At 70.6% G+C, this 21,175-nt stretch carries 19 protein-coding genes; 6 read left to right on the forward strand and 13 right to left on the reverse strand.

What is annotated here, in order from left to right; translation table 11 throughout:
* The first annotated feature begins 89 nt into the window (after positions 1 to 89).
* Entirely contained in the window at positions 90 to 2,348 is a 2,259-nt protein-coding gene (locus CSX12_RS15770; RefSeq protein WP_241160620.1) for a glycoside hydrolase family 3 N-terminal domain-containing protein, read from the forward strand.
* 26 nt (positions 2,349 to 2,374) lie between these two features.
* Here CSX12_RS15770 and CSX12_RS15775 read toward each other — a convergent pair whose 3' ends face one another.
* The 6 genes from CSX12_RS15775 to CSX12_RS15800 form a co-directional block, all read right to left on the reverse strand.
* Positions 2,375 to 3,268, reverse strand: a complete 894-nt coding sequence (locus tag CSX12_RS15775; protein WP_124896948.1) for a formylglycine-generating enzyme family protein — start codon at positions 3,266 to 3,268, stop codon at positions 2,375 to 2,377.
* Positions 3,269 to 3,337: 69 nt separating this feature from the next.
* A complete protein-coding gene (locus tag CSX12_RS15780; protein ID WP_124896400.1) occupies positions 3,338 to 4,660 on the reverse strand; it encodes an NAD(P)/FAD-dependent oxidoreductase in 1,323 nt (440 codons plus the stop codon).
* Between the two features lie 60 nt (positions 4,661 to 4,720).
* Entirely contained in the window at positions 4,721 to 7,330 is a 2,610-nt protein-coding gene (locus CSX12_RS15785; RefSeq protein WP_241160488.1) for an alpha-L-rhamnosidase, read from the reverse strand.
* Entirely contained in the window at positions 7,327 to 8,187 is an 861-nt protein-coding gene (locus tag CSX12_RS15790) for a carbohydrate ABC transporter permease (RefSeq protein ID WP_017201768.1), read from the reverse strand. The genes CSX12_RS15785 and CSX12_RS15790 overlap by 4 nt, the downstream gene beginning before the upstream one ends.
* Positions 8,184 to 9,077: a sugar ABC transporter permease gene (locus CSX12_RS15795; RefSeq protein WP_124896401.1), complete on the reverse strand. Its 894-nt coding sequence runs from the start codon at positions 9,075 to 9,077 to the stop codon at positions 8,184 to 8,186. Before CSX12_RS15795 ends, CSX12_RS15790 begins: the two co-directional genes overlap by 4 nt.
* A gap of 55 nt (positions 9,078 to 9,132) precedes the next feature.
* A complete protein-coding gene (locus CSX12_RS15800; RefSeq protein WP_124896402.1) occupies positions 9,133 to 10,434 on the reverse strand; it encodes an extracellular solute-binding protein in 1,302 nt (433 codons plus the stop codon).
* Between the two features lie 111 nt (positions 10,435 to 10,545).
* On the opposite strand from CSX12_RS15800, the gene CSX12_RS15805 reads away from it, so the two are divergent.
* Positions 10,546 to 11,580 (forward strand): LacI family DNA-binding transcriptional regulator, encoded by a 1,035-nt coding sequence (locus CSX12_RS15805; RefSeq protein ID WP_017201771.1) that lies wholly within the window; start codon positions 10,546 to 10,548, stop codon positions 11,578 to 11,580.
* A 171-nt stretch (positions 11,581 to 11,751) separates the two neighbouring features.
* Here the strand turns inward: CSX12_RS15805 and CSX12_RS18545 are convergent, their stop codons facing one another.
* A complete protein-coding gene (locus CSX12_RS18545; protein ID WP_017201772.1) occupies positions 11,752 to 11,916 on the reverse strand; it encodes a hypothetical protein in 165 nt (54 codons plus the stop codon).
* A 161-nt stretch (positions 11,917 to 12,077) separates the two neighbouring features.
* On the opposite strand from CSX12_RS18545, the gene CSX12_RS15810 reads away from it, so the two are divergent.
* Together CSX12_RS15810 and CSX12_RS15815 are read left to right on the forward strand one after the other, a co-directional pair.
* Positions 12,078 to 12,284 (forward strand): hypothetical protein, encoded by a 207-nt coding sequence (locus CSX12_RS15810; protein ID WP_017201773.1) that lies wholly within the window; start codon positions 12,078 to 12,080, stop codon positions 12,282 to 12,284.
* Between the two features lie 67 nt (positions 12,285 to 12,351).
* A complete protein-coding gene (locus CSX12_RS15815; RefSeq protein ID WP_124896403.1) occupies positions 12,352 to 13,752 on the forward strand; it encodes a threonine/serine exporter family protein in 1,401 nt (466 codons plus the stop codon).
* A gap of 11 nt (positions 13,753 to 13,763) precedes the next feature.
* Here the strand turns inward: CSX12_RS15815 and CSX12_RS15820 are convergent, their stop codons facing one another.
* Positions 13,764 to 14,144, reverse strand: coding sequence for a VOC family protein (locus CSX12_RS15820; RefSeq protein WP_124896404.1), 381 nt, complete (start codon positions 14,142 to 14,144; stop codon positions 13,764 to 13,766).
* A gap of 67 nt (positions 14,145 to 14,211) precedes the next feature.
* Complete coding sequence (locus CSX12_RS15825) at positions 14,212 to 14,916, reverse strand: O-methyltransferase (RefSeq protein ID WP_124896405.1); 705 nt, start codon at positions 14,914 to 14,916, stop codon at positions 14,212 to 14,214.
* A gap of 151 nt (positions 14,917 to 15,067) precedes the next feature.
* Here CSX12_RS15825 and CSX12_RS15830 point away from each other — a divergent pair, with 151 nt between their 5' ends.
* Positions 15,068 to 18,262, forward strand: coding sequence for a right-handed parallel beta-helix repeat-containing protein (locus CSX12_RS15830; RefSeq protein ID WP_124896406.1), 3,195 nt, complete (start codon positions 15,068 to 15,070; stop codon positions 18,260 to 18,262).
* Positions 18,263 to 18,338: 76 nt separating this feature from the next.
* Entirely contained in the window at positions 18,339 to 18,911 is a 573-nt protein-coding gene (locus CSX12_RS15835; RefSeq protein ID WP_124896407.1) for a GNAT family protein, read from the forward strand.
* Between the two features lie 4 nt (positions 18,912 to 18,915).
* Here CSX12_RS15835 and CSX12_RS15840 read toward each other — a convergent pair whose 3' ends face one another.
* From CSX12_RS15840 to CSX12_RS15855, 4 genes are all read right to left on the reverse strand, one after another.
* Positions 18,916 to 19,194, reverse strand: a complete 279-nt coding sequence (locus CSX12_RS15840; RefSeq protein ID WP_124896408.1) for a hypothetical protein — start codon at positions 19,192 to 19,194, stop codon at positions 18,916 to 18,918.
* A 68-nt stretch (positions 19,195 to 19,262) separates the two neighbouring features.
* On the reverse strand, positions 19,263 to 19,595 hold the full coding sequence (locus tag CSX12_RS15845) for a hypothetical protein (RefSeq protein WP_017201778.1): 333 nt from the start codon (positions 19,593 to 19,595) through the stop codon (positions 19,263 to 19,265).
* 170 nt (positions 19,596 to 19,765) lie between these two features.
* Positions 19,766 to 20,110, reverse strand: coding sequence for a hypothetical protein (locus CSX12_RS15850; RefSeq protein ID WP_124896409.1), 345 nt, complete (start codon positions 20,108 to 20,110; stop codon positions 19,766 to 19,768).
* 331 nt (positions 20,111 to 20,441) lie between these two features.
* Positions 20,442 to 21,110, reverse strand: coding sequence for an FCD domain-containing protein (locus tag CSX12_RS15855; protein ID WP_124896410.1), 669 nt, complete (start codon positions 21,108 to 21,110; stop codon positions 20,442 to 20,444).
* Between the last annotated feature and the right edge of the window lie 65 nt (positions 21,111 to 21,175).

Below are 21,175 nucleotides of genomic sequence, written 5' to 3' on the forward strand. Positions count from 1 at the left end.
CGATCGAATCACCACAGAAAGAGGCCGACGTGTCCTCTCCGCACACCCGCCCCCGCTTCTCCCCCCGCGTGGAGGGGCTCCTGGATCAGATGACGCTGGAGGAGAAGCAGGCGCAGCTCGTCGGCTTCTGGGTGGATCAGGGCGATGAGCTCGTGGCGCCGATGGCCGGGGAGAAGAAGACCTCCACGCGCTACGCAGAGGCGACGGCGCACGGGATCGGGCACCTCACCCGCGTCTACGGCACCCGCCCCGTCGAGCCGATCGCCCGTGCGCGGTGGCTCTGGAGCGAGCAGTCGCGTCTGCAGACCCAGACACGACTGGGGATCCCGGCGCTCGTGCACGAGGAGTGCCTGACCGGGCTCGCCGCGTGGCAGGCCGCGACCTTCCCGACGCCGCTCGCCTGGGGAGCATCCTTCGACCCCGACCTGGTGGAGCAGGTCGGTCGCGTGATCGGCTCGTCGATGCGGGCGCTGGGAATCCATCAGGGGCTCGCCCCCGTGCTCGACGTCATCCGCGACCCGCGGTGGGGGCGCGTCGACGAGTGCATCGCGGAGGATCCTCTGGTCGTCGGCATGATCGGCACCGCCTACGTGCGCGGCATGCAGGCGGAGGGCGTGCACGCCACGCTCAAGCACTTCGTCGGCTACTCGGCCTCGCGGGCCGGACGCAACCACGCGCCGGTGTCGGCCGGACGCCGGGAGATCGAGGACGTGCTGCTCCCCCCGTTCGAGATGGCCGTGCGCGAGGGCGGTGTGCGCAGCGTCATGAACTCCTACACCGACATCGACGGCGTGCCCGTGGCGGCGGACCCGTACTACCTCGACGAGGTGCTGCGCGGGCGCTGGGGCTTCGACGGCGTGGTCGTGTCGGACTACTTCGCGGTCGACTTCCTGCGCACCATGCACCACGTCGCCGCGGACTCGGCGGAGGCCGCGGCGCTCGCCCTCACCGCGGGGATCGATGTGGAGCTGCCCTCCCCCGACGCCTACACGACCCTCGCGGCTCAGGTGCGCGACGGCTCGCTGGCTCCGGACATCCTGGACAGGGCGGTCGGACGCGTGCTGGCGCAGAAGGAGGAGCTGGGCCTGCTCGACGCCGACTTCACCGCGCCGCCGACCGCGATCGACCTGGACTCCGCCGAGCACCGCACGCTCGCCCGCCGCCTCGCCGAGGAGTCGATCGTCCTGCTGAGCAACGACGGGATCCTGCCGCTCGACCCCTCCGGTTCACCGCGCATCGCCGTGATCGGCCCCAACGCCGACAGCGCCGAGGCGCTCATGGGCTGCTACTCGTTCGTCAACCACGTGCTGGCGCATCACCCGGAGGTTCCCGCCGGCATCGCACTGCCGAGCGTGCTCGAGGGACTGCGCGCCGAGCTGCCGGATGCCGAGTTCACGACCGCCGTCGGGTGCGACGTCGAAGGCGAGGACCGCAGCGGCTTCCCCGCCGCGGTGGCCGCGGCGTCCGAGGCCGACGTGGCCGTCGTCGTGGTCGGAGACCGTGCCGGACTGTTCGGGCGCGGCACGGTCGGCGAGGGCAACGACGTCGACTCCCTGGAGCTGCCCGGCGTGCAGGGCGCTCTGGTCGAGGCGATCGTCGCGAGCGGGACGCCGGTGGTGCTCCTCGCGCTCACCGGTCGACCGTACGCCCTCGACTGGGCACTGCCGCACCGCGAGGGGGCGTCGGGGATGACCGCCGGCCTGGGGTCCGTGAACGGCTCCGCCGCGACCGTCGGCGCTCGCCGCTCGGACCGGCCCCGTCCGGCCGCGGTCCTGCAGGCCTTCTTTCCCGGAGAGGAGGGCGGCCCCGCCGTCGCGGCCGTGCTGAGCGGTCGGATCTCGCCGTCCGGGCGGCTGCCGGTCTCGCTCCCCCGGTCAGCCGGCGCGCAGCCCTCCTCGTACCTGCACGCCGCGCTCGGCGGACGCACCGACGTCACGAGCGTCGACCCCACGCCGGTCCGGCCGTTCGGCTTCGGCCTCGGCTACACGACGTTCGCGCACGAGGATCTCACAAGCGCGCCGACCGTTCCCGCGGACGGGATCATCCGCGCCTCCGTGCTCGTGCGCAACACCGGCCCCCGCGAGGGCTCCGACGTCGTGCAGCTCTACGCCCACGACGAGGTCGCCAGCGTCGCACGGCCCGTCGCCCAGCTGATCGGCTTCCAGCGCGTGACGCTGGAGTCGGGGACGGAGCAGCGCATCGAGTTCACCGTGCCGGCGGAGCGCCTCGCGTTCACGGGCACGGACGGCATCCGCCGCGTCGAGCCGGGGAGGATCCGGCTGTGGGTCGGCTCCGCCTGCGATCACGAGGAGACCGTCACGACGATCGACATCGTCGCCGCCGGCTGAGTTTGGTGGACGAGGGCGGGGCCGTCTCACGCGGAGCGCGCGAGACGGAACCCGATGTGCGACATCCCGGTGTCCTCGGCCTGCGGCGAGCGCGCCGCCGGCCGGAAGCGCAGGCAGTAGTCCGGGGAGCAGAGGTGCGAGCCGCCCTTGAGGACGCGGCGCGGGATGTCGGGGAAGCCCTCCTGGGCGCTCGCCGCCGCGAGGAGGTTGGTCCGCTTGCCGGCGTCGACCGGGTGGTCGGAGAGCCGCACGTGCCGGGGCGTGTAGAAGTCGGTCGTCCACTCCCACACGTTGGCGATCATGTCGAAGAGGCCGTACCCGTTCGGGGGGTACGAACCCACGGGCGCCGTGCCGCCGACGCCCTGGTTGTCGTAGGGGAAACGGCCGAGCCAGGAGTTCGCCTGCGCCACCCCGTCCGGATAGGCCTCGTCGCCCCAGGCGAACCGGGCGCCGTCCCGTCCGCCGCGCGCCGCGTACTCGTGCTCGGCCTCGGTGGGCAGCCGCATGCCAGCCCACTGGGCGTACGCCACCGCGTCCTCGAAGGCGATGTGCACGACCGGATGCTGCAGGCGGTCATCGATCGAGGACTCCGGGCCGAAGGGACGGCGCCACATCGCGCCGGGCTCCCAGCGCCACCAGTTGCGCCAGTCGCGCAGGTCGGTCGGTCCGGACGTGGGCGTGAACACCATCGATCCCGGCACGAGGTCGGCGGGGTCGGCGCCCGGGAACGCGGCGGGGTCGAGCCCGCGCTCGGCCACGGTCACGTATCCGGTCGCGTCGACGAACGCCGCATACTGCTCGTTGGTCACCTGGTAGCGGTCGATGAAGAACGACTCGACCGCGCGCTCGTGGACGGGCCGCTCGTCGGGGTAGAACTCCTCGGACCCCATCAGGAACGTGCCGCCGGGGATGAGGACCATGTCGCGCGTGTTCGTCACGAGACCGAGCGTAGTGTCCGCGGAGCCGCCGCGGCAGGGTGGGCTGTGCGCCTACGCTCCGGCCCAGAGCCGATCGATCGGCACGGCGCGTGCGAGGATCCGCTCGGCGGCGCGGTGTCCCGACAGCATCGCGGCCGGAACCGTCGCCGGGTCGTCGGTCCAGGTGGCCTCTCCCGCGAGGTGCAGCACGTCGCCGATGGGTGCGGCCAGGTCGTCGTGGTCGGCCGTGGTCGACCCGAGCGTCATATAGGCGTACGAGCCGCGGGAGTAGGGGTCGTCCTGCCAGCTCGTCCGGTGCACGTGCGTGGGCGCGACGACCCGATCGCCGTACAGCCGGCGCAGCTGCACCAGGATCGACTCCACCACGCGCCGGTCGTCCCAGTCCCTGGTCGCGGTCGCGGCAGGTCCCGCGGCGAATGTGAGCAGGGTCGGTTCGCCGTGCACGGCGGTGAGGTCGTACCAGGAGTGCCACCACCGGCTCTGCGGACCCTGCTGCCGGATCGCGTACACGCCCTCGTCCCAGAAGCGCTCCGGGAAGCGGAGGAAGACCTTCTCGAACGCGTTCATGCGCAGACGCCCGAGCGCCTCGGCGTTCCGCGGCGGCAGCGGCGGTGTGATCTCGACCGTTCCGGACTGCAGCACCCCCACCGGCAGCGTCACGACCGCGGTGTCGGCCGTGAACTCGGACGACGCGGTGCGCACCCGGACGCCGTCCCCCCAGTCGATGCCCGTGACGACCTGCCCCAGGCGCACATCGAGCCCCGCCGCGAGCCGGTCGGGGAGCACGTCGTAGCCGTCGGGGAACACGACCTCGTCGCCGTCGATCTCGTCGTCGTCCAAGCCGTGCGCGGCGAGGTCCTCGATCCACGCGCCGTACTGCTCCTCGGCACGGTGCTCCAGATACTCCCGCACGCGCTGCGTCCGGTCCGCATCCGCGCCGTACCGGGTGAGAGCAGCCTCGGTGACGTCGCGGTAGGAGGCCTCGGGGGCGGAGTGGGCGATCACCTCGACGAGCGCGGCGTCGACCGCGTGCACATCGGCCGCGAACCGACGCGCGGCCTCGTCCGAGAGCTTACGACCGTCAGGATCGAAGGAGGCGATGGGTCTGCTGTCGACCTGGTAGCCCCCGACGGTGAACTCGACCATGCGCATCCCGAACGCCTCCGCCGCGGCGGCGACCGGGCTGCCGGTGACTCCGTGGATCCAGGAGGCCCCGAGGTCCACCGTCCCGGAGGTGCGGTCGGTGTGCACGCGCCCCCCGACGCGATCCCGCGCCTCGAGCACGATCACGCGGCGACCGGCGTCCTGCAGCAGGCGTGCCGCGGTCAGCCCGGCGACGCCGGCACCCACCACGATCGTGTCGACGTGCTCCATGCTGTCAGCGTATCGCCGCTCCCGTCGCGATATAACAGCCAAAACCGGCCCCGGAGGCTGTTATATCGCGACCGGAACAGGGGATGGGATGACGGACTCGAAGCGGCCACCGGAGACGATGGGCTGGTCCGGCAGGCCGGGGAGGCGGATCGTCCCCTCGACGCCGGTCGGCAATGAGAGCGAATAGCGGATGCCGTCGGCCACGCGCTCCCAGGATCCCTCGATCACTCCATAGGGCGAATCGAAGGCTATGCGAGCGTGATCGAGATCTCCGCCGGGCTGGGGCGCCCACTCGACCCGCCGGTAACCGGGGGCCGCCGGGGAGAGCCCGCCGATGACCCGGTGCATCCAGTCCGCGACGCTGCCGAGCGCGAAATGGTTGAAGCTGGTCATCTCACCCGGGTTGATGGTGCCGTCGGGGAGCATGGAGTCCCAGCGTTCCCAGATCGTGGTGCCGCCCATGCGCACGGTGTACAGCCAGGAGGGGCACTCGGTCTCGAGGAGCAGGTCGTAGGCGGTGTCGACGTGGCCGGTGGCGGTCAGCGCATCGCTGATCACCGGCGTGCCCGCGAAGCCCGTGGCGATGCGGTTGCCCGCCTCACGGACGAGCGCGGCGAGACGGCGGCCTGCCGCGTCCTGCTCCGCGGCGCTCAGGAGTCCGAAGCGGATCGCGAGCGCATACGCGGTCTGCGCATCGGAGGTGAGCGTGCCGTCCTGCCGCACGTACTCCGCGCGGAAGGCGTCCCGCGCCTCCTCCGCGATGCGCGCGTAGCGGTCGGCGTCGGCGGAGAGTCCCAGCAGGCGTGCCGTGTCGGCCAGGCGCCTCGTGGAGAACGCGAAGTACGCGGCCGCGACGAGGTAGCGGTCGGTGCGGGCGTCGGCGGGGTCATGCGGCGGCGCGGCCGGGTCGAGCCAGTCGCCCAGCTGATGTCCGTCGCGCCACAGCCGGGAGGGGCCGGACTGCGCGATCATCCGCTCCACCCAGGCGCGGCCGCTATCGTACTGTCGGCGCAGCACCCCGAGATCGCCGAACCGCTCGTGGAGCGTCCACGGCGTGAGCACCGAGACATCGCCCCAGACGGCGCCCGTGCGGATGGGGTTCCACGTCGGACCGCCGGGGATCACCGGCACGAACCAGGGGATGGTGCCGTCCGGGAGCTGTTCCAGCGCGACGTCCGTCAGCCAGCTCTCCAGGAAGCCGGCCGAGTCGTACAGGAACGATGCAGTCGGCGCGAACACCTGCACATCCCCCGTCCAGCCCAGGCGCTCGTCGCGCTGCGGGCAATCGGTCGGGATGCTGAGGAAGTTCCCGCGCATGCCCCACCGGACGTTCTCGTGGAGACGGTTCAGGTCGGGGTTCGACGTCTCCAGCCAGCCGGTGCGTCGCATGTCCGTGTGGATGACGCGGGCGACGACGTCGCCTTCGCGCAGCTGGTCGAGGCCGGTGACGGTCGCGTACCGGAAGCCGTGGAAGGTGAACTTCGGCTCCCACAACCGCTCGGCTCCGCCGTCGAGCGTGATGGTGTCGTGCGCGGCGGCCAGGCGCAGCGGACGGGTGCCCAGTGCGCCGTCCTCGAGCACTTCCGCGTGCCGCAGCTCGATCGTGCGCCCCGCGTCGCCGTGCACTCGCACGCACAGCCGTCCGACGAGGTTCTGCCCGAAGTCGAGCAGGTGCGTGGTCGCGTCGACGCGGGTGACGGTCGCGGGGGCGAGCTCCTCGGTGCAGCGGACCGGGGGAAGGACCGGGGCGACGAGCGTGCGGGGGTCGCGGCGGCCGACGCGCACGGGCGTCCATCCGGCGGTCTGCGCCCCCGGGCGCGACCATCCGGGCTGCTCGGCGCGGGCGTCGTGCCTCTCGCCGTCGTAGAGCCCGGAGACGAGGATCGGGCTCGGCGCGGCCGACCAGTCCTCGTCCGTCGCGACGGTCGTGCGGGAGCCGTCGTCGTGCGTGACCTCGAGCTGCGCGATGAGGGACTGGTCGGTGCCGTACAGGTCGTGGTAGCCGCCGTTGAAGCCGAGCCGACCGCGGTACCACCCGTCGCCGAGCCAGGCGCCCAGAGTGTTCTCCCCCTCGGCGAGGTGGTCTGTCACGTCGAACGTCCAGTACACGAGGCGCTCGTCGTACTTCGTCCAGCCGGGCGAGAACTCGTGGTCGCCGACGCGGACCCCGTTGATCTCCGCCTCGTAGAGACCGTGCGCCGTGACGTACAGTCGCGCGCGGGCGATGGGGCGGTCGACCGTGAAGGATCGGCGCACGAGCGCGGGGCGACGATCGGTGTCCGGCACCTCCGGCCAGCCCGCGCCGACCGGGGCGGCGATCCAGTCCTCGGCGTCCAAAAGCCCGGCCTCCGCCTGCGCGGGCGCGCTCCAGTCCGACCACGCGCCGTCGACGCCGCGCACCCGGACCCGGACCTGCACCCGCTCGCGGGAGACGAGCGGCTCGAACGGCCAGGCGACGAGGATCTGATCCGCGCCGGTGCCCGATGCCACGACCGCGCCCCCATCCCGGGTGCACTCCAGCTGCCAGCCCTGTTGCGTCCAGCCCTCGGCCGCCTGGATGCGCCACGAGATCCGCGGGGTGCGCGAACCGAGCCCGAGGGCATCGTCGACGTGCTCGAAACGCGGGAGGGAGACCTTCACTGTGGACCTTTCGGAGATGTCGGCGCTCATCCCTTGACCGCTCCGGCCGTCAGGCCCTTCTGGATGCGCTGGTTGAGCACGAGGTAGATGATCAGCAGCGCGAACACGTTGATGCTGATGGCGGCGAACAGCGGGCCGTACTGGGTCGTGCCGAACTGCCCGTTGAAGTTGAGGAGGCCGACCTGCAGGGTGCGCAGGTTGCCGGAGTTCGCGAACGTCAGCGCGATGAGCAGGTCGTTCCAGAAGAAGAAGAACTGCACGAGTCCGACCGTGAACAGACCGTTCTTCATCATCGGGAGGGCGACCGAGAAGAACTGCCGGTAGATGCTCGCACCGTCGAGGGTCGCCGCCTCGAAGACCTCGCGCGGGATGGCCCGGAAGTAGGTCGCCATCAGGAACACCGTCAGCGGCATGCCCGTCGCGGTGTAGGTGATGATGAGGGGCCAGAGCGACCCGGTGAGCCCGAGCTGGAAGTAGGTGCTGAACAGCGGCAGCAGGATCATCTGCGTCGGCACCATGATGCCGGCGAGGAACACGATCAGCACCCCGCTGCGGCCCTTCCAGACCAGCACCTCGAGCGCGAAGGCGGCCGCGGTGCCGAGCAGCAGCATCAGGAAGAGCGAGGGCAGCACGGTGATGGCGCTGTTGAAGAGCGACTGTCCGAGCCCGGCCGTGTCCCAGGCGATGACGTAGTTGTCGAAGTTCCACTGCTCGGGGAGGGCCCAGGTGGGCGCTTCGAGGAACTCTCGCTGCGACTTGAACGACCCGAGCAGCAGCCAGATCAGCGGATAGCCGACGATGACCAGGAGCACGGCCACGAGGATCCCGATGGGCGCCTTGCGGAGGATTCTCGTCGCGCGGCGCGATGCGGTCGTCGAGGCGCTCATGCCACGCCTCCCTTCTTCGCAGTGCGCGCATTGGCGCGGAAGATGAACACCGTCACCACGAGGCAGATGATGGTGAGCAGCATGGCGATGGTCGAGCCGTACCCGTAGTTGCCGTACGTGAACGCGTTGTCGAACATCGAGATGGTGAGCGGACTCGTCGAGGTGCCCGGCCCGCCGTTGGTGAGGGCGAGCACGCTGTCGAAGACCTTCAGCGTGCCGTTGACGGAGAAGATCAGCGAGGAGACGAGCACGGGCGCCGAGAGCGGCAGCACGATGTGCCGCACGAGCTTCCAGCCGCTCGCGCCGTCGAGGCGCGCGGACTCCAGCACGTCCTCGGGGATGTCGATCAGCCCGGCGTACAGCAGCACGCCGTAGAACCCCATCGAGCGCCAGATGTCCATGATCGCGATCACGATGAACGCGCTGCCGCCGTCGCCGAACCAGTCCACCGGGACACCGCCGAGGCCTGACAGCACCGAGTTCACGACGCCCTCCGTCGGTGCGATGGAGAACAGCTGCTGGAAGAGCAGCGCGACGGCGACCGTGGGCATGACCACGGGGAAGAACACCAGCGTCCGGACGATCCCGGAGGCGCGCTTGAGCGCGAAGACGTAGAGGAGTGAGAGCAGGTATCCCAGCAGCACTTGGCCGACCGTGACCACAGCCGCGTACTTCAGGGTGAACAGCAGCGCGGCATGCACCTCGGAGTCGCCGATCAGACGGGCGAAGTTGTCGAAGCCGACGAACTGGAAGCCGACGATGGCGTTGCCCTCGAACAGGGTGTAGCCCATCGACCAGATCACCGGGATGAGCATCACCACCGAGTAGATGAGCAGGGCCGGACCGAGAAGGATGGCGATCGCCTTGCGGTCGCCGAGCACGTTCTGCATTCGTTCTCCTGAAGGATGAGGGGGCGGCGTGCGGGTCGCCGCCCCCTCAGGGCTGCTACTGGTCGAGGTCGGCCTGGACCATCGACATGAAGTCCTCGGCGGAGATGCTGCCGCTGACGAGGGGAGCCGCGTTGCGCTGGCTCGTGGTGGTGGCCTCCGCGGAGAACAGCGCCTCGAACCAGAGCACGGTGGTCTCCGTGTCGGCGACCTGCTCCTGCACCATCTGGGTGAGCGGGGGGACGTCGGCGACCTCGGTGTTGAGGGCGAAGCCCGACACGCGGTTCTCCTGTTCGAGGGCGACCGAGCCGTAGTTCTCGGTGATGCAGCTCAGCCACGCCTCGGTGTCGTCGTTCACGGCCTTGGCGTTCATGGTGATCGGCAGGCCCACGTTCGCGGCGAGCTGCGAACGGTCTCCCTTGCCGCCGTCGACACCCGGGAAGGGCATGAAGCCGACGTTCTCGGCGCCGATCCGGTTGACCTCGGGGTCGTTCGCCGAGCTGAGGAACCACGAGCCCATGTAGAACATCGCGGCGGAGCCGTTCAGGAACTGGTTCTCGCTGGTGGCCATGTCGATGCTGCCGACGCCCTGACCGAAGTAGCCCTTCGTGCCGAGGTCGGCGATCGCCTGAGCGGCCGCGACGTACTCCGGGTCGGTGAGCTTCGCATCGCCGTCGGCGACCTTCTGGAGCGCATCCGGACCGAGGTCGCGGAAGAGGTAGCTGGAGATGAGACGCGTGATGGGCCAGCCCTGCTCACCGCTGGCCGAGAACGGCTGGATGCCCGCGGCGTCGAGCGTGTCGGCGGCGGCGACCAGGTCGTCGAAGGTCTGCGGCTCCTCGATGCCCTGCTCGGCGAAGATCTGCTTGTTGTACCAGATGCCCTCGACGTTGTACTCGAAGGGCAGGGCGCGGAAGCCGCCGTAGAGGTTCTCGATCGTCGAGATGGCCGCCGGCTCGATGTTGTCGATCACGTCGAGGTCCGTGAGCAGCTTGTCGAAGTCGGCGACGTTGCCCGAATCGGCGAGCGTCTTGGTCAGGGCCGGCGCGTTGCCGGCGCTGAAGAGTACGGGCAGGTCGCCCTGTCCGGCCTTGAGCTGCAGCTGCTGGTCGAGGTTGGACTGCGGGACGGTCTCGACGTCGAGCGGCAGAGTCTCGCCCTCGGCAGCGCACGCGTCTGCCGCGAGCGTCTCCAGGATCGCGGGAACCTCGGTGTTCTCCACGTTGACGAACAGGGACAGCGAGTCGGTTCCCGCGGACGATCCGCCGCCGCCGCCGCAGGCGGTCAGGGCGAGGGCCGATGCTCCGGCGATCGCGGTGAATGCACCGCGCCTCCAGAGCTGGGCTGTGGTCAGCTTCATTCTTTCCTCCTTGAAAACGGGCGAGCCGCGTCGATCACACACTTGAAGCGCTTCAGATAGTACGCTTGAAGCGCTCCAAGACGCAAATGCAGCTCGACGAACGGACACCGCATGACCAGCTCCTCGCCCGACACCGGTCGACCCCGGCCGGTCATGGCTGACGTGGCGCGACACGCGGGCGTCGCCCTCGGCACCGTCTCGAACGTGCTCAACAATCCGCAGATCGTCGCGCAGGAGACCCGCGAGCGCGTGCTCCGCGCCATCGACGAACTCGGCTTCGTCCGCAACAACGCCGCTCGCTCGCTCGTCACCGGGCGCGCGGACACGGTCGGATTCGTGATCGTCGACGTCGGCAACTCGTTCTTCGTCGACATGGCGCGCGGCGTGGAGGAAGAGCTCGACGAGCACGACATCCGGCTGCTGCTCGCCAACAGCGACGTCGACCTGGCCAAGCAGGATTCGTACATCGGAGTCTTCGAGGAGGCGAAGGTGGCCGGGATCCTCCTCGCGCCGCTCGACGCGCCCCTCGACGCGGCCCGCGCCGCTCGACACCGCGGCATGCCCGTCGTCCATGTGAACTGGCCGGGCGATGAGGACGCGTGCGGCGTCGTGGTCGACGAGGAGCTCGGCGGCTACCTGGCCGCGCGGCACCTGCTGGATCAGGGGCTCCGCCGCCTCGCGTTCGCCGGCGGTCCGTTCTCGCTCTCGGCGATCGCCCAACGTCATACCGGGGCGCGACGCGCGGTGGCCGAGGTTCCCGATGCCCGGCTGGAGACCATCGAGACGCACAGCATCACCGTCCGCGGTGGATACGCCCTGGGCGAGCAGCTCAGCTCACGCCCGGCCGCCGAACGCCCGGAGGGACTCGTCTCCGCCTCCGATGCGCTCGCGGCGGGAGCCATCCAGACCATGCAGCTCGCGGGAGTCCGGGTGCCGGCGGACATCGCGGTCGTCGGCTACGACAACAACCACTTCGCCCAGGACAGCTCGGTGCCCATCACGAGCGTCGGCCAGCCCGGCCACGAGATGGGGCGGATCGCCGCGCAGGTGCTCTACGAGGAGATCTCCTCCCCCGGCGAGCACCGCCACCGGACGATCACCCTCACGCCGACCCTCTTCCCCCGCACGAGCTCGACGGCGGTCTGACTCCCGTCGCGATACAACAGCCAAAACCGGCCCCGGAGGCTGTTATATCGCGACCGGAACAGGGGATGGGATGCGCCGCTAACGCGGGGTGCGGCCGGTGCGGACGCCGGCGATGAAGGCCGCCGTCGCCGCGCTGCCGACCAGCATCCACGTCACCCACTTGGGCATCGCTCAGCCTCCGGAGGGGTTCTCGAGGGGCTTGCCCTCATCGTCGGTCGTCTCGTCCTCCAGCACCTCGTCGGTGTCGGGGGACGAGTCGTCGGGCGCGCCGCCGGACGCGGTGTCGGCTTCCTCGTCGGGTCCGGGCGTGCCCTGCGTGTTCTGCGGATCGCTCATGCTCTTCTCCTCTGTTCGGTGGCTCGACCGTAGGCCGGTTCGCGCGTCGTGATCAGGGGGTTGACCTGCGCGCATCCCCTCGCGACACTGGGCCCGAACCACAGCAGGCTCACCCTGACAACCCCCTGGTCCGCGCGCGTGTCCCATCGGAGCCTGGAGTCATGAGCCACAACCCCGATGACATCAAGCAGCCGCTCGACCACCTGCCTCCTCTGGAGGAGCGCGACAAGGCGGTCGAGATCGAAGAACCCAGCTACCCGACCTCCGAGTCGCCCAGCGGGACGCCCCACGCTTCTCCGGAGACCGCCGCCGAACCGGGCAAGCCGAACCGCCACGGCGTCGACAAGCTCCCGCCGACGTCCCGCTGAGCGCGGTATCCGGCGTCGGCCGGGTCGCCGCCGCGAAGCAGGCCGGCAGGGCGCGAGAATGGAGCATATGGCTCCGAGATCCCGCCGCCCCCTGCTCACCTCGGTCCGCCGTCTGCTGCACACCGATCCCTCGGCCGTCGCGCACACCGAGGCGATGCCGATCATCGACGAGCGCACCGTGCCGCGCGTGCTCGATCTCGCCACGCGCATCGGGGAGTCGATGTTCGCGGTCGGCGCGTCGGCCCACGAGGTCACGCTGGCGATCACCCGCGTGTGCGATGCCTACGGGATGCGCGGGGTGCAGGTCGACGTCACCTACAACTCGATCACGGTGTCCTTCCACCTGAGCGGCGAGGTGTGGCCGGAGACGCTGGTCCGCGTGGTGCGCGTCACGGCGCCCGATCACGCGAAGCTGCAGCGAGTGCAGGCGCTTGTCGCCGACATCGACGACGGCCTCGATCTGGAAGCCGCGCGCACCGCGTTCCGGGTCATCCGGCGCATGCCGTTCCGCTACCAGCAGCCCGTCGTGATCGTCGCCCGCGCACTGCTCGCGGTCGGCGTGAGCATCATGCTCGGCGCGGCTCCCATCATCGTCGGTCTCACCTTCATCGCGGCACTGTGCGCCGCCCTCACGCAGGCCGGTCTCGCCCGGCTGCGGGTTCCGCTGTTCTTCAGCCAGATCGCCGGCGGGTTCGTGACCACGGTCGTCGCGGTCGTCGTCTCCGCGCTCGGCACGGCGGGGATCGAGCCGTTCGTCGACATCCGCCCGTCGATCATCGTGGCCTCGGGAATCGTGCTCATGCTCGCCGGGCTCACCGTCGTCGGGGCTGCGCAGGATGCGATCGACGGATTCGCCCTGACCGCCGGCGGGCGGATCCTCGATCTGACGATGCAGACGCTCGGAGTCGTGATCGGCATCCTCGTGGGGCTGGAGCTGGGCGGCGTGCTCGGGTTCACGATGGACCTGCCCGACGATCCCGCCCTGTTCGGCCCGCTCCTGAACCAGTTCACGGGCGCGATCATCATCGCGGTCGCCGTGGCCGTGTTCAACGGCGCCGGCCTCCGGATCATCCTGGTCAGCGCGCTGCTCAGCGCCGTCACCCTGGCGGGGTACTCGTCCACGATCGCCGTGAACCTGCATCCAGCCGCCGCGAGCGCGATCGGAGCACTGCTCGCGAGCTTCGTCGGCATGCTGATCGCCCGCAACCTGCATGTGCCGTCCGTCGCCGTGACCACCGCGGCCATCGTCCCGCTGGTCCCCGGTGTCGCCGTGTTCCAGGGGCTGCTGGAGATGGTGCACTCGGCCGGCACGTCGTCGGGCATGCTCGACAGCGGCGGCTCCTTGATCGACGCCGCCGTGATCGGGATCGGACTCGCATCCGGCGCCTCACTCGGCCTGTACCTCGGGACGCCGCTGCGGGCCACCCTCGCGAGCGTCGCGAAGACCCGCGCGCGCGTGCGGCGCTGAGCCCCGGACCGCTAGCCCTGCGCGGCGAACTCGATCGCGCCGAGGAGGTTCCCGCTCGGATCGGAGAACTTGCGCACCCGGGCGAACCCCAGGTCCTCCGCGCTGCCGACGACCGCCTCCGCGCGCTCCAGACGACGGGCGAGCTCGTCGAGCGCCGTGCTCTTGAGGAAGAAGACCGGCTTGATCTCGCCGTCGAGCGCGACGCGCATCGGGGTGTACTCCTGGGCTTCCCACAGCATGAGGTCGAGGGCGGGTTCGAGTCGCAGCATGGCGTAGGCCCCGTAATCGGTGAGCAGCTGGAAGCCGAGGACGTCCCGATACCAGGCGACGGCCTCGCCGAGGTCTCGGACGGGCAGCTGGATGTGGTCGAGCGCCGTGACGACGGGTGCCATGGATCGAATCCTTCCTCGAGGTCGGCCCCACCCTATCGACGGCTCCGGACACCCCGGGCCGCCGCGACTACCTCCGGCGCGCGACGATCAGGCCATCCCACCCCTTGACGCCCACAGTCTGGAGCGCCGTCGCATCCAGCTCGGGATGCGCGGCGATCGCCTGGGTCACCGCCTGGACGCCCCGCACACGCGGATCGTCGCTGTCGGTCGCCGTCACGGCGCCGTTGCGCACCACGTTGTCGATGATGATCACCGCGCCGGTGCCGGTCAGCCGCAGAGCGGCGTCGAGATAGATCGGATTGCTGGGCTTGTCGGCGTCGATGAAGACGAGGTCGAACGGCGGCTCGCCCTGCGCGATCAGTGTCGCGGCCGAGTCCGCAGCCGGACCCACCACGACGGACACCTGGGAGGAGACGCCCGCGCGATCGAGGTTCTCGCGGGCCACCTTCGCGTTGTCCTCCTCCAGTTCCAGCGTCACGACGCGCCCTTCGGGTCCGACGGCACGCGCGAACCAGATCGTGGAGTAGCCGGCCAGCGTGCCGAACTCGAGCACGCGCCGCGCCCCCGAGATCCTGGTGATCAGTCCCAGCAGGGCGCCCTGATTCGCCGCCACCTCCGCATTCGGCATCGTGGTCCGTGCGCCGGACTCCCGCGCCGCGACCAGGGCATCGTCCTCGGGAACCAGCGCTCGGGAGAAGTAGTCGTCGACGTCGCGCCAGGCGCGCGGCGATTCGTAGCGGTTCTCGGGCACGCGGTCATCGTTCGACGTCATGACTCCCATGCTGGCACCGTTTCACCCGGGTGACTGCGCGCCGGATGAGGGCTCTCCCCCTGTCGCACACGGCGCTTGTGTGGTTTGCTCGGTGCCAGCCGGTTCGGGGCGGGGGCCCGTCCAGCGATGGATGGAGCAACGGAGGGCTGCGATGTCGACCATGCCGGGCAGAAGGGCGAGCGCGATCGGGCGCGCCGTCGTGATCGGGCTGACCGCGGGGGCCGTCGCCTTCGCCGGTCTCGTGGCCCTCTCCCCGATGAGCGCGATCGCGGCCTCGTCGCCCGGCCTGCTCGACACCGGGGACCCGCCGCCGCCCGCCGACCACACGGTCCCGGACGGTCTGGACGATCCGGCTCCGGTGCCGGATGAGTCGATCGTCGAGATGCCGCCCGCCGCCTCACCGTCCATCGTGCCGAACGCGAACACGGTCCGGATGGCCTGGGTCGGCACGCCGGACCAGCGGCCCGCCGACGCCGCGCTCCTCACGCTGCAGGCTGCGCTGAACGCCGTGCCCGCCGGCGGCACCGTGTCGTTCGACCCCGACGCCTACGCGTTCACGGGGGCGCTGACCGTGCCCCGGCTGACCACGCTCGCCTCCGCATCGGCCGCCACGCTCTACGCGCGGTTCACCGTGTCCGGCGGCGGCCTCACCTTGGGCGCAGGCGTGGGAATCGCGGCCGCGAACACGGGAGCGATCGTGAGCGTGACCGCGTCCGGCGCCGTGCTGACCGGTCTCGTCATCCGGAACCCCACTCCCGTCCTCCGTCCGACGGGCGTGCAGCTGGGAGCTGGTGTGACGGGCGTCCAGATCGTCTCGCTCGACATGGACGGGGCCGGCGAGCCGTCGTCCTACGGCATCAACCTCACCACCGGGTCGGCGACGGTCGCCGACCCGCGGATCGCGGGGGTGGCCACGGGGGTCATCGCCACCGCCGCCTCCACGGCCGCCGACGTCTCCGTCTCCGGGGGCACGATCTCGGCCGCCACGTCCGGCATCTCGCTCGGTGCGACGCAGGCGCCGTCCGTCAGCGGCGTCGAGGTGACGGGCGCCACCGGCGTGGGAACCGGCATCGACCTCGCGCAGAGCACCGGAGCGGTGGTGGCGTCCGCGACCGTGCACGGCTTCGCGCGCGGGATCGGCACCGCCACGACGAACACCGGCACGGGGCCGGCCATCACCGACGCGGTCGTCGACGGCAGCTCCCGCGAGGGCATCGCGCTCGGCGCGACTTCCGCCCCCCGGGTCGAGCGCGCGACCATCGCCGGAACCGACACGGCGCAGTCGACCGGGATCCTGGTGCTGCTCTCGAACGCGGCGACGATCACGGAGCCCCGGATCAGCGGCATGATGTACGGCATCACCACGAGCGCCCTCAACACGGGCACAGGCCCCGCGATCGCCGCCCCGCAGATCACGGCGTTCGGCGGCATCACCCTCGGCTCCACGCAGGGCGCATCCGTGACCGACGCCGTCATCCAGTCCGGGGCCGCCGTCGGGGGGACGGGCGTGAACCTCGTCAACTCCGGCCGCGCAACCGTCACCGACCTGACAGCCACCGGATTCCTGTACGCCGTGGGTTCGCAGTCGACGGTCGATCCCGCCTCCGACCGCGTCGACATCACGATCTCCGACGTCACCGTGACGGGCGCCCCCGTGGCCTCCCACGGCATCTACCTGCTCGGGGTGAGCGCCGCCACGATCACGGGCGTCGAGGCGGACATCACCGGCGCGGCGCTCGTGATCCACCAGTCGCGGGGAGTGGTCGCCCAGAACGTCGTCGTGACCGGGCATGAGGGTCCGACACCGACGACGGGTTCCGCGATCCTCCGCGCCTACGGCTCGCAGCGCGTCGACGTGTCGGATTCCTCGATCGCCGGCGGCTCCTACGGCTTCTTCTACTCGGCCACGCAGGGCTCCCGGATCACGAACGCCACCGTCGCCGACCTCGTCGAGTACGGCGTCTACGGCCGCAGCGTGAGCGAGCTGGACGTGTCCGGTGTGACCTTCCGGGGCAACTCCGCCGTGGGGTTGCTCGTGGCGACGGAACCGGCGAACGGCCTCAGTCACGACATCGCCTTGCACGACAACACCATGGTCGACAACGACGACGGCATCTCCCTGTTCCAGGGCACGAGCGACGTCGATGTCGTCCGCAACGCCATCAGCGGCCAGCGCACCGCCCTGACCGCCGGCTCCGCCCACGGCGTCACGTTCGCCGACAACACCGTCGACCAGGCCGCCGTCGAGGGGATGGCCGCCCTCACGATCGCGCCGCGCTGGCAGGACGCGGAGGTACCGGGGTCGTATTCCTCCTCCGCCATCCGCGTCACCGACAACACCTTCCGCGGAACGGGGACCTGGATCAGCGTCGGGACCGCTGACGCGACCGACCCCGAAGCCGATCGCCGCACGCTGCAGGACGCGGTCCTGGTCACGGGCAACGTGTTCCCGGCGGCCTCCACCGCCATCGTCACCCACCCGAACGCCGTGATCGGAGACGACACCGCGGCGCAGAACGCAGTGTCTCCGTTCATCGTGGGCGTCGACGGGCCGATCGCCGTCGATGCGCGCGATCACGACGATCCGAACGACTGGGGCTCGCGGTGCCGGGCAACCGGGTTCCTCGATGGGGAGCCGTACTACGACGGCGGCGGAGCCGAAGTCCGGGAACTGTCCGATGCCCCGGTGCTGTATCCGATGAACTGCGTCGACCTGTCTCTCACCGAGGCGCTCGCGGCGACCGACCCCGTGGCCGCCGGTGACACCGTGACCTGGATGCTGACGCCGCACAACGACGGGCCGCGAGCGGCTCCGGCGGGGTGGACCGTCCAGCAGCTGCTCCCCGAGGGTGTCGAACTGGTCTCGCTGCGCGGAGACCGCTATGACATCGACGGACTGACCGCAACGGCCCAGAGCGACCTCCCCGCCGGCGAGGATGGGCCGCCCCTGATGGTCACGGTGCGGATCGTCGCCCCGCCGTCCGGGGCCGCGACGATGCGCAACGTGGCCTACATCGCCCCTGCGCCCGATACCGACCTCGACGGCGACGGGTTCGTCGACCTCTTGATCGAGCAGTTCAGTCCGCTCGCTGTGCCCACCATCGACACCGATACGGATGCCACGGAGACAGACAACGACACGCAGGGGGTCTGGGCCGTCGCGCCCTCCGGTTCCTCCGGCGGCGGTTCGGGCGGCGGCGGTTCGGGCGGCGGGTCAGGGCCGGGCTCGGGGGCGCTGCCGGCCACGGGCGCCGACAGCACCGGGTTCCTGCTCCTGGGCGGCGCACTCGCCGTCGCGGGGCTGCTGATCCTCTCGGCGCGCCGTTTCCAGCGTCCGCGGGTGTGAGGGCGGAGTCGCGGCCGTGCCACGATGGACGGGCGCGCCGCCTTCGGCCCGATGCTCTGCCGACCTCTGAGGACCCATGAATCCGCCGTCCATCGACACCTCCCTCCTGACCGCCGTGGCCACGCTCATGACGCCGCGGCTCCGGCTCGAACCCCTGGGTCCGTCGCACATCGACGGCGCGATGGAGGGCATCTCCGATCCGGAGACCCTGCGGCTGACCGGCACGCGCCGGACGTTCTCGCGGGACGACGTGCTGCGGCACCTGACCTCGCTCGCCGACCGCGATGATCGCGCCGACTGGGCGATCATCGACCTCGCCACGGAGAGGTACGTCGGGGAGGTCGTGCTCAACGAGCTCGAACCAGACGACGCGGCGATGAACTTCCGCGTCGCTCTCAATCCCGGATGGATGGGGCGCGGCTACGGCACCGAGGCCGCGCGCGCCGTGCTCGATCACGCGTTCGACGACCTGGGCGTGCACCGCGTCGGCCTCGACGTGTTCGCCTTCAATCCGCGCGCCGAACGGTCCTATGAGAAGGCGGGATTCCGGCACGAAGGGCGGCAGCGCGACACGCTCTTCTGGGACGGCGAGTGGGTGGACTCGATCCTGATGGCCGCCCTCAGCACGGATGAGCGCCCGGCGCTCTGAGACGCTACCAGCTGTCCCAGTCGAGGAACGGCGCCTCGTTCGGGGCGACGGTCGGCGCGACCCGATCGACCTGCTCGACGGAGATCATCACGCGGGTGTTCGCCGTGATCAGCACGCTCATGATCGCGCGGTCGCCGGCGACATCGACGAACGTCGGCTGCCCCCGCGCCGCCTCCTCGATGCGACGCATGAGGTCGAGGACGTCGTGCTCCGCCGAGAGGACCATCGCGTGCCCGTCGATCTCCAACCGTGTGATCGTCCTTGTCGCGTCCGCCCTGTCCATGGGGACCACGGTATGCCCCGTTTCGAAGAGCGAGAAGAGGGGTTGCGCCAAGCCTGCCGGTTCGGTAGCTACACCGACTCGGCGACGCGCTCCGGGACGGACGAGGGTGCGGGTTCGGGGACGAGATACAGGCCGCCGGGGGCGCTGGCGGTGAAGGCGAGATTCTCGATCCACTCGCGGTTGACCGACGGCTGGCGGCTGCCGTGGTACTTGAAGACCATCGAGCTGCCGGCGTGGATCCAGACGGTCAGACGACCGCCGCCGATGCTCGCGTCCTGCTTCCAGGTGAAGGGGAACGGCTCCCCGCGGCGCAGTTTCGCCGTCATCACGAGCTGAAGGTGCGTGAGCGCACGATCCTCGATCTCGGTCTTGACGTTGCCTTCGTAGATGAACGTACCCATCACAGCCTCTTCTGTTCTGCCACGGAACCCGTGCCAAGAGGCGCAACCGAGATGATCGCTGAGTGGTGCGTTCAGCCTACGCCCGTTGACGGCGAAAGGCTCGCGGGGGCGTGAGATGAGGCGAAGTGTGCGCGTGCTGTCCGATCCCGTTCGCTCCGTCGGCTGACGGGTCAGACTCCGCGCTCGATGTCGAGGTCGAGAGGCAGCACCGCCACGACCTCCTCGTCGCCCTCATCGCCCTCCACGCGCTGCGGGTACAGGCGGTGTGCGCGGATCTGCGCCGCCTCGGCGGAGAAGTCGGGGTCGTCGCCGTCCGAGGCCTGCGGCCCGACGAGGATGTCGTTGCCGACACCGACGATCAGATCGGCGGCCTCCTTCCGTCCGTCCACAGCGATCGGGATCCGCAGAGCCGCGGACTCGCCTTCCCTGGCGATGGCGGCCGCGAGCGCGACGAGCGCCTCGGCCACCTCATCCGTGGTGGTGATCTGCTGACCGGCGTAGGACACGAGCTTCATGCCCGAGAGCCTCACCCATCCCGCCCGCGCGGTCGAAGGGCTTGCGCGGAGGCCGGAGCGCGCGCTATCCGCTCCCCGTCGCCCCTCGCGCTAGCAGTGCTCCGGTGCCCGCGTCAAGGGACGGCCCCCGATACGGGCGCACGGGTCGACCACCCGTATCGTTGCAGGCACACGGAGTCGCTTCGCGCTCTGCGTCGGTCGAACCAGACGACGCGCTCAGATCTCTCTCGGGTCTGGGAGCCTCGATTGGGGGTGGGTGCGTTCGCGAACCTTCTCGCTCGACTTCGCCGGTCCTCCGCGTTCGGGTCGCGGAGGACCGGACTGCTCCCTCTCAGCCGAGCTGCGCCGTGAGCGCGCGAAGGTGGTCGCGGGTCAGCGCGGCCGCGGCAGCCGCGTCCCTGGACGCGATCGCCTCGGTGATGCGGACGTGGGTTCCGTGATCGGCGTCGTCCCCGGACCGCCCGCGGAGGCGGAGCATGTCCACCATGGCCTCGCGACTGCGCGGCGCGAACCCATCGAACAGGTCCAGCAGCATCGGGCTGTGCGCCGCCACGACGATCTGGCGATGGAAGGCCATGTCGGTCGCGACGTGTTCGTCGATGTCGCCGCGGTGTCGTTCCCGTTCGTCCAGCGCCTCTCGCAGGAGCTTCAGCTGTGCGGCCGTGCGGCGCTCCGCGGCCAGGGCGGCGGCCTCGACCTCGATCGCGGTCCGCGCTTCGATGACCGCGACGATGTCGGCACGCCGCAGGACGCTGTCCCACGTCGCCGCGTCATCCGTCGCGGCGACGAACACTCCGGACCCCTGGCGGGTGGCGAGGATCCCGCGGCCGGCGAGGATGCGGATGGCCTCCCTGGCGGTCGATCTCCCGACCCCGAGCTGCGGGGCCAGCGTCGTCTCCCCTGGCAGCTTCCCGCCGATCTCCCATTCGCCGTCACGGATGCGGGTGGCGAGGATCTCGGCGGCCTGCTCGGCGAGGGATTCGCGGCGGACGGTCGTCATGCGGTCATTCTCTCACTGCGGCAGACTTCTCTACTTGTCTGAGGAGTTGTGGTAGCTTCGACTCG

This window comes from Microbacterium sp. Y-01, assembly GCF_003856715.1.
Classification (GTDB): domain Bacteria; phylum Actinomycetota; class Actinomycetes; order Actinomycetales; family Microbacteriaceae; genus Microbacterium; species Microbacterium algeriense.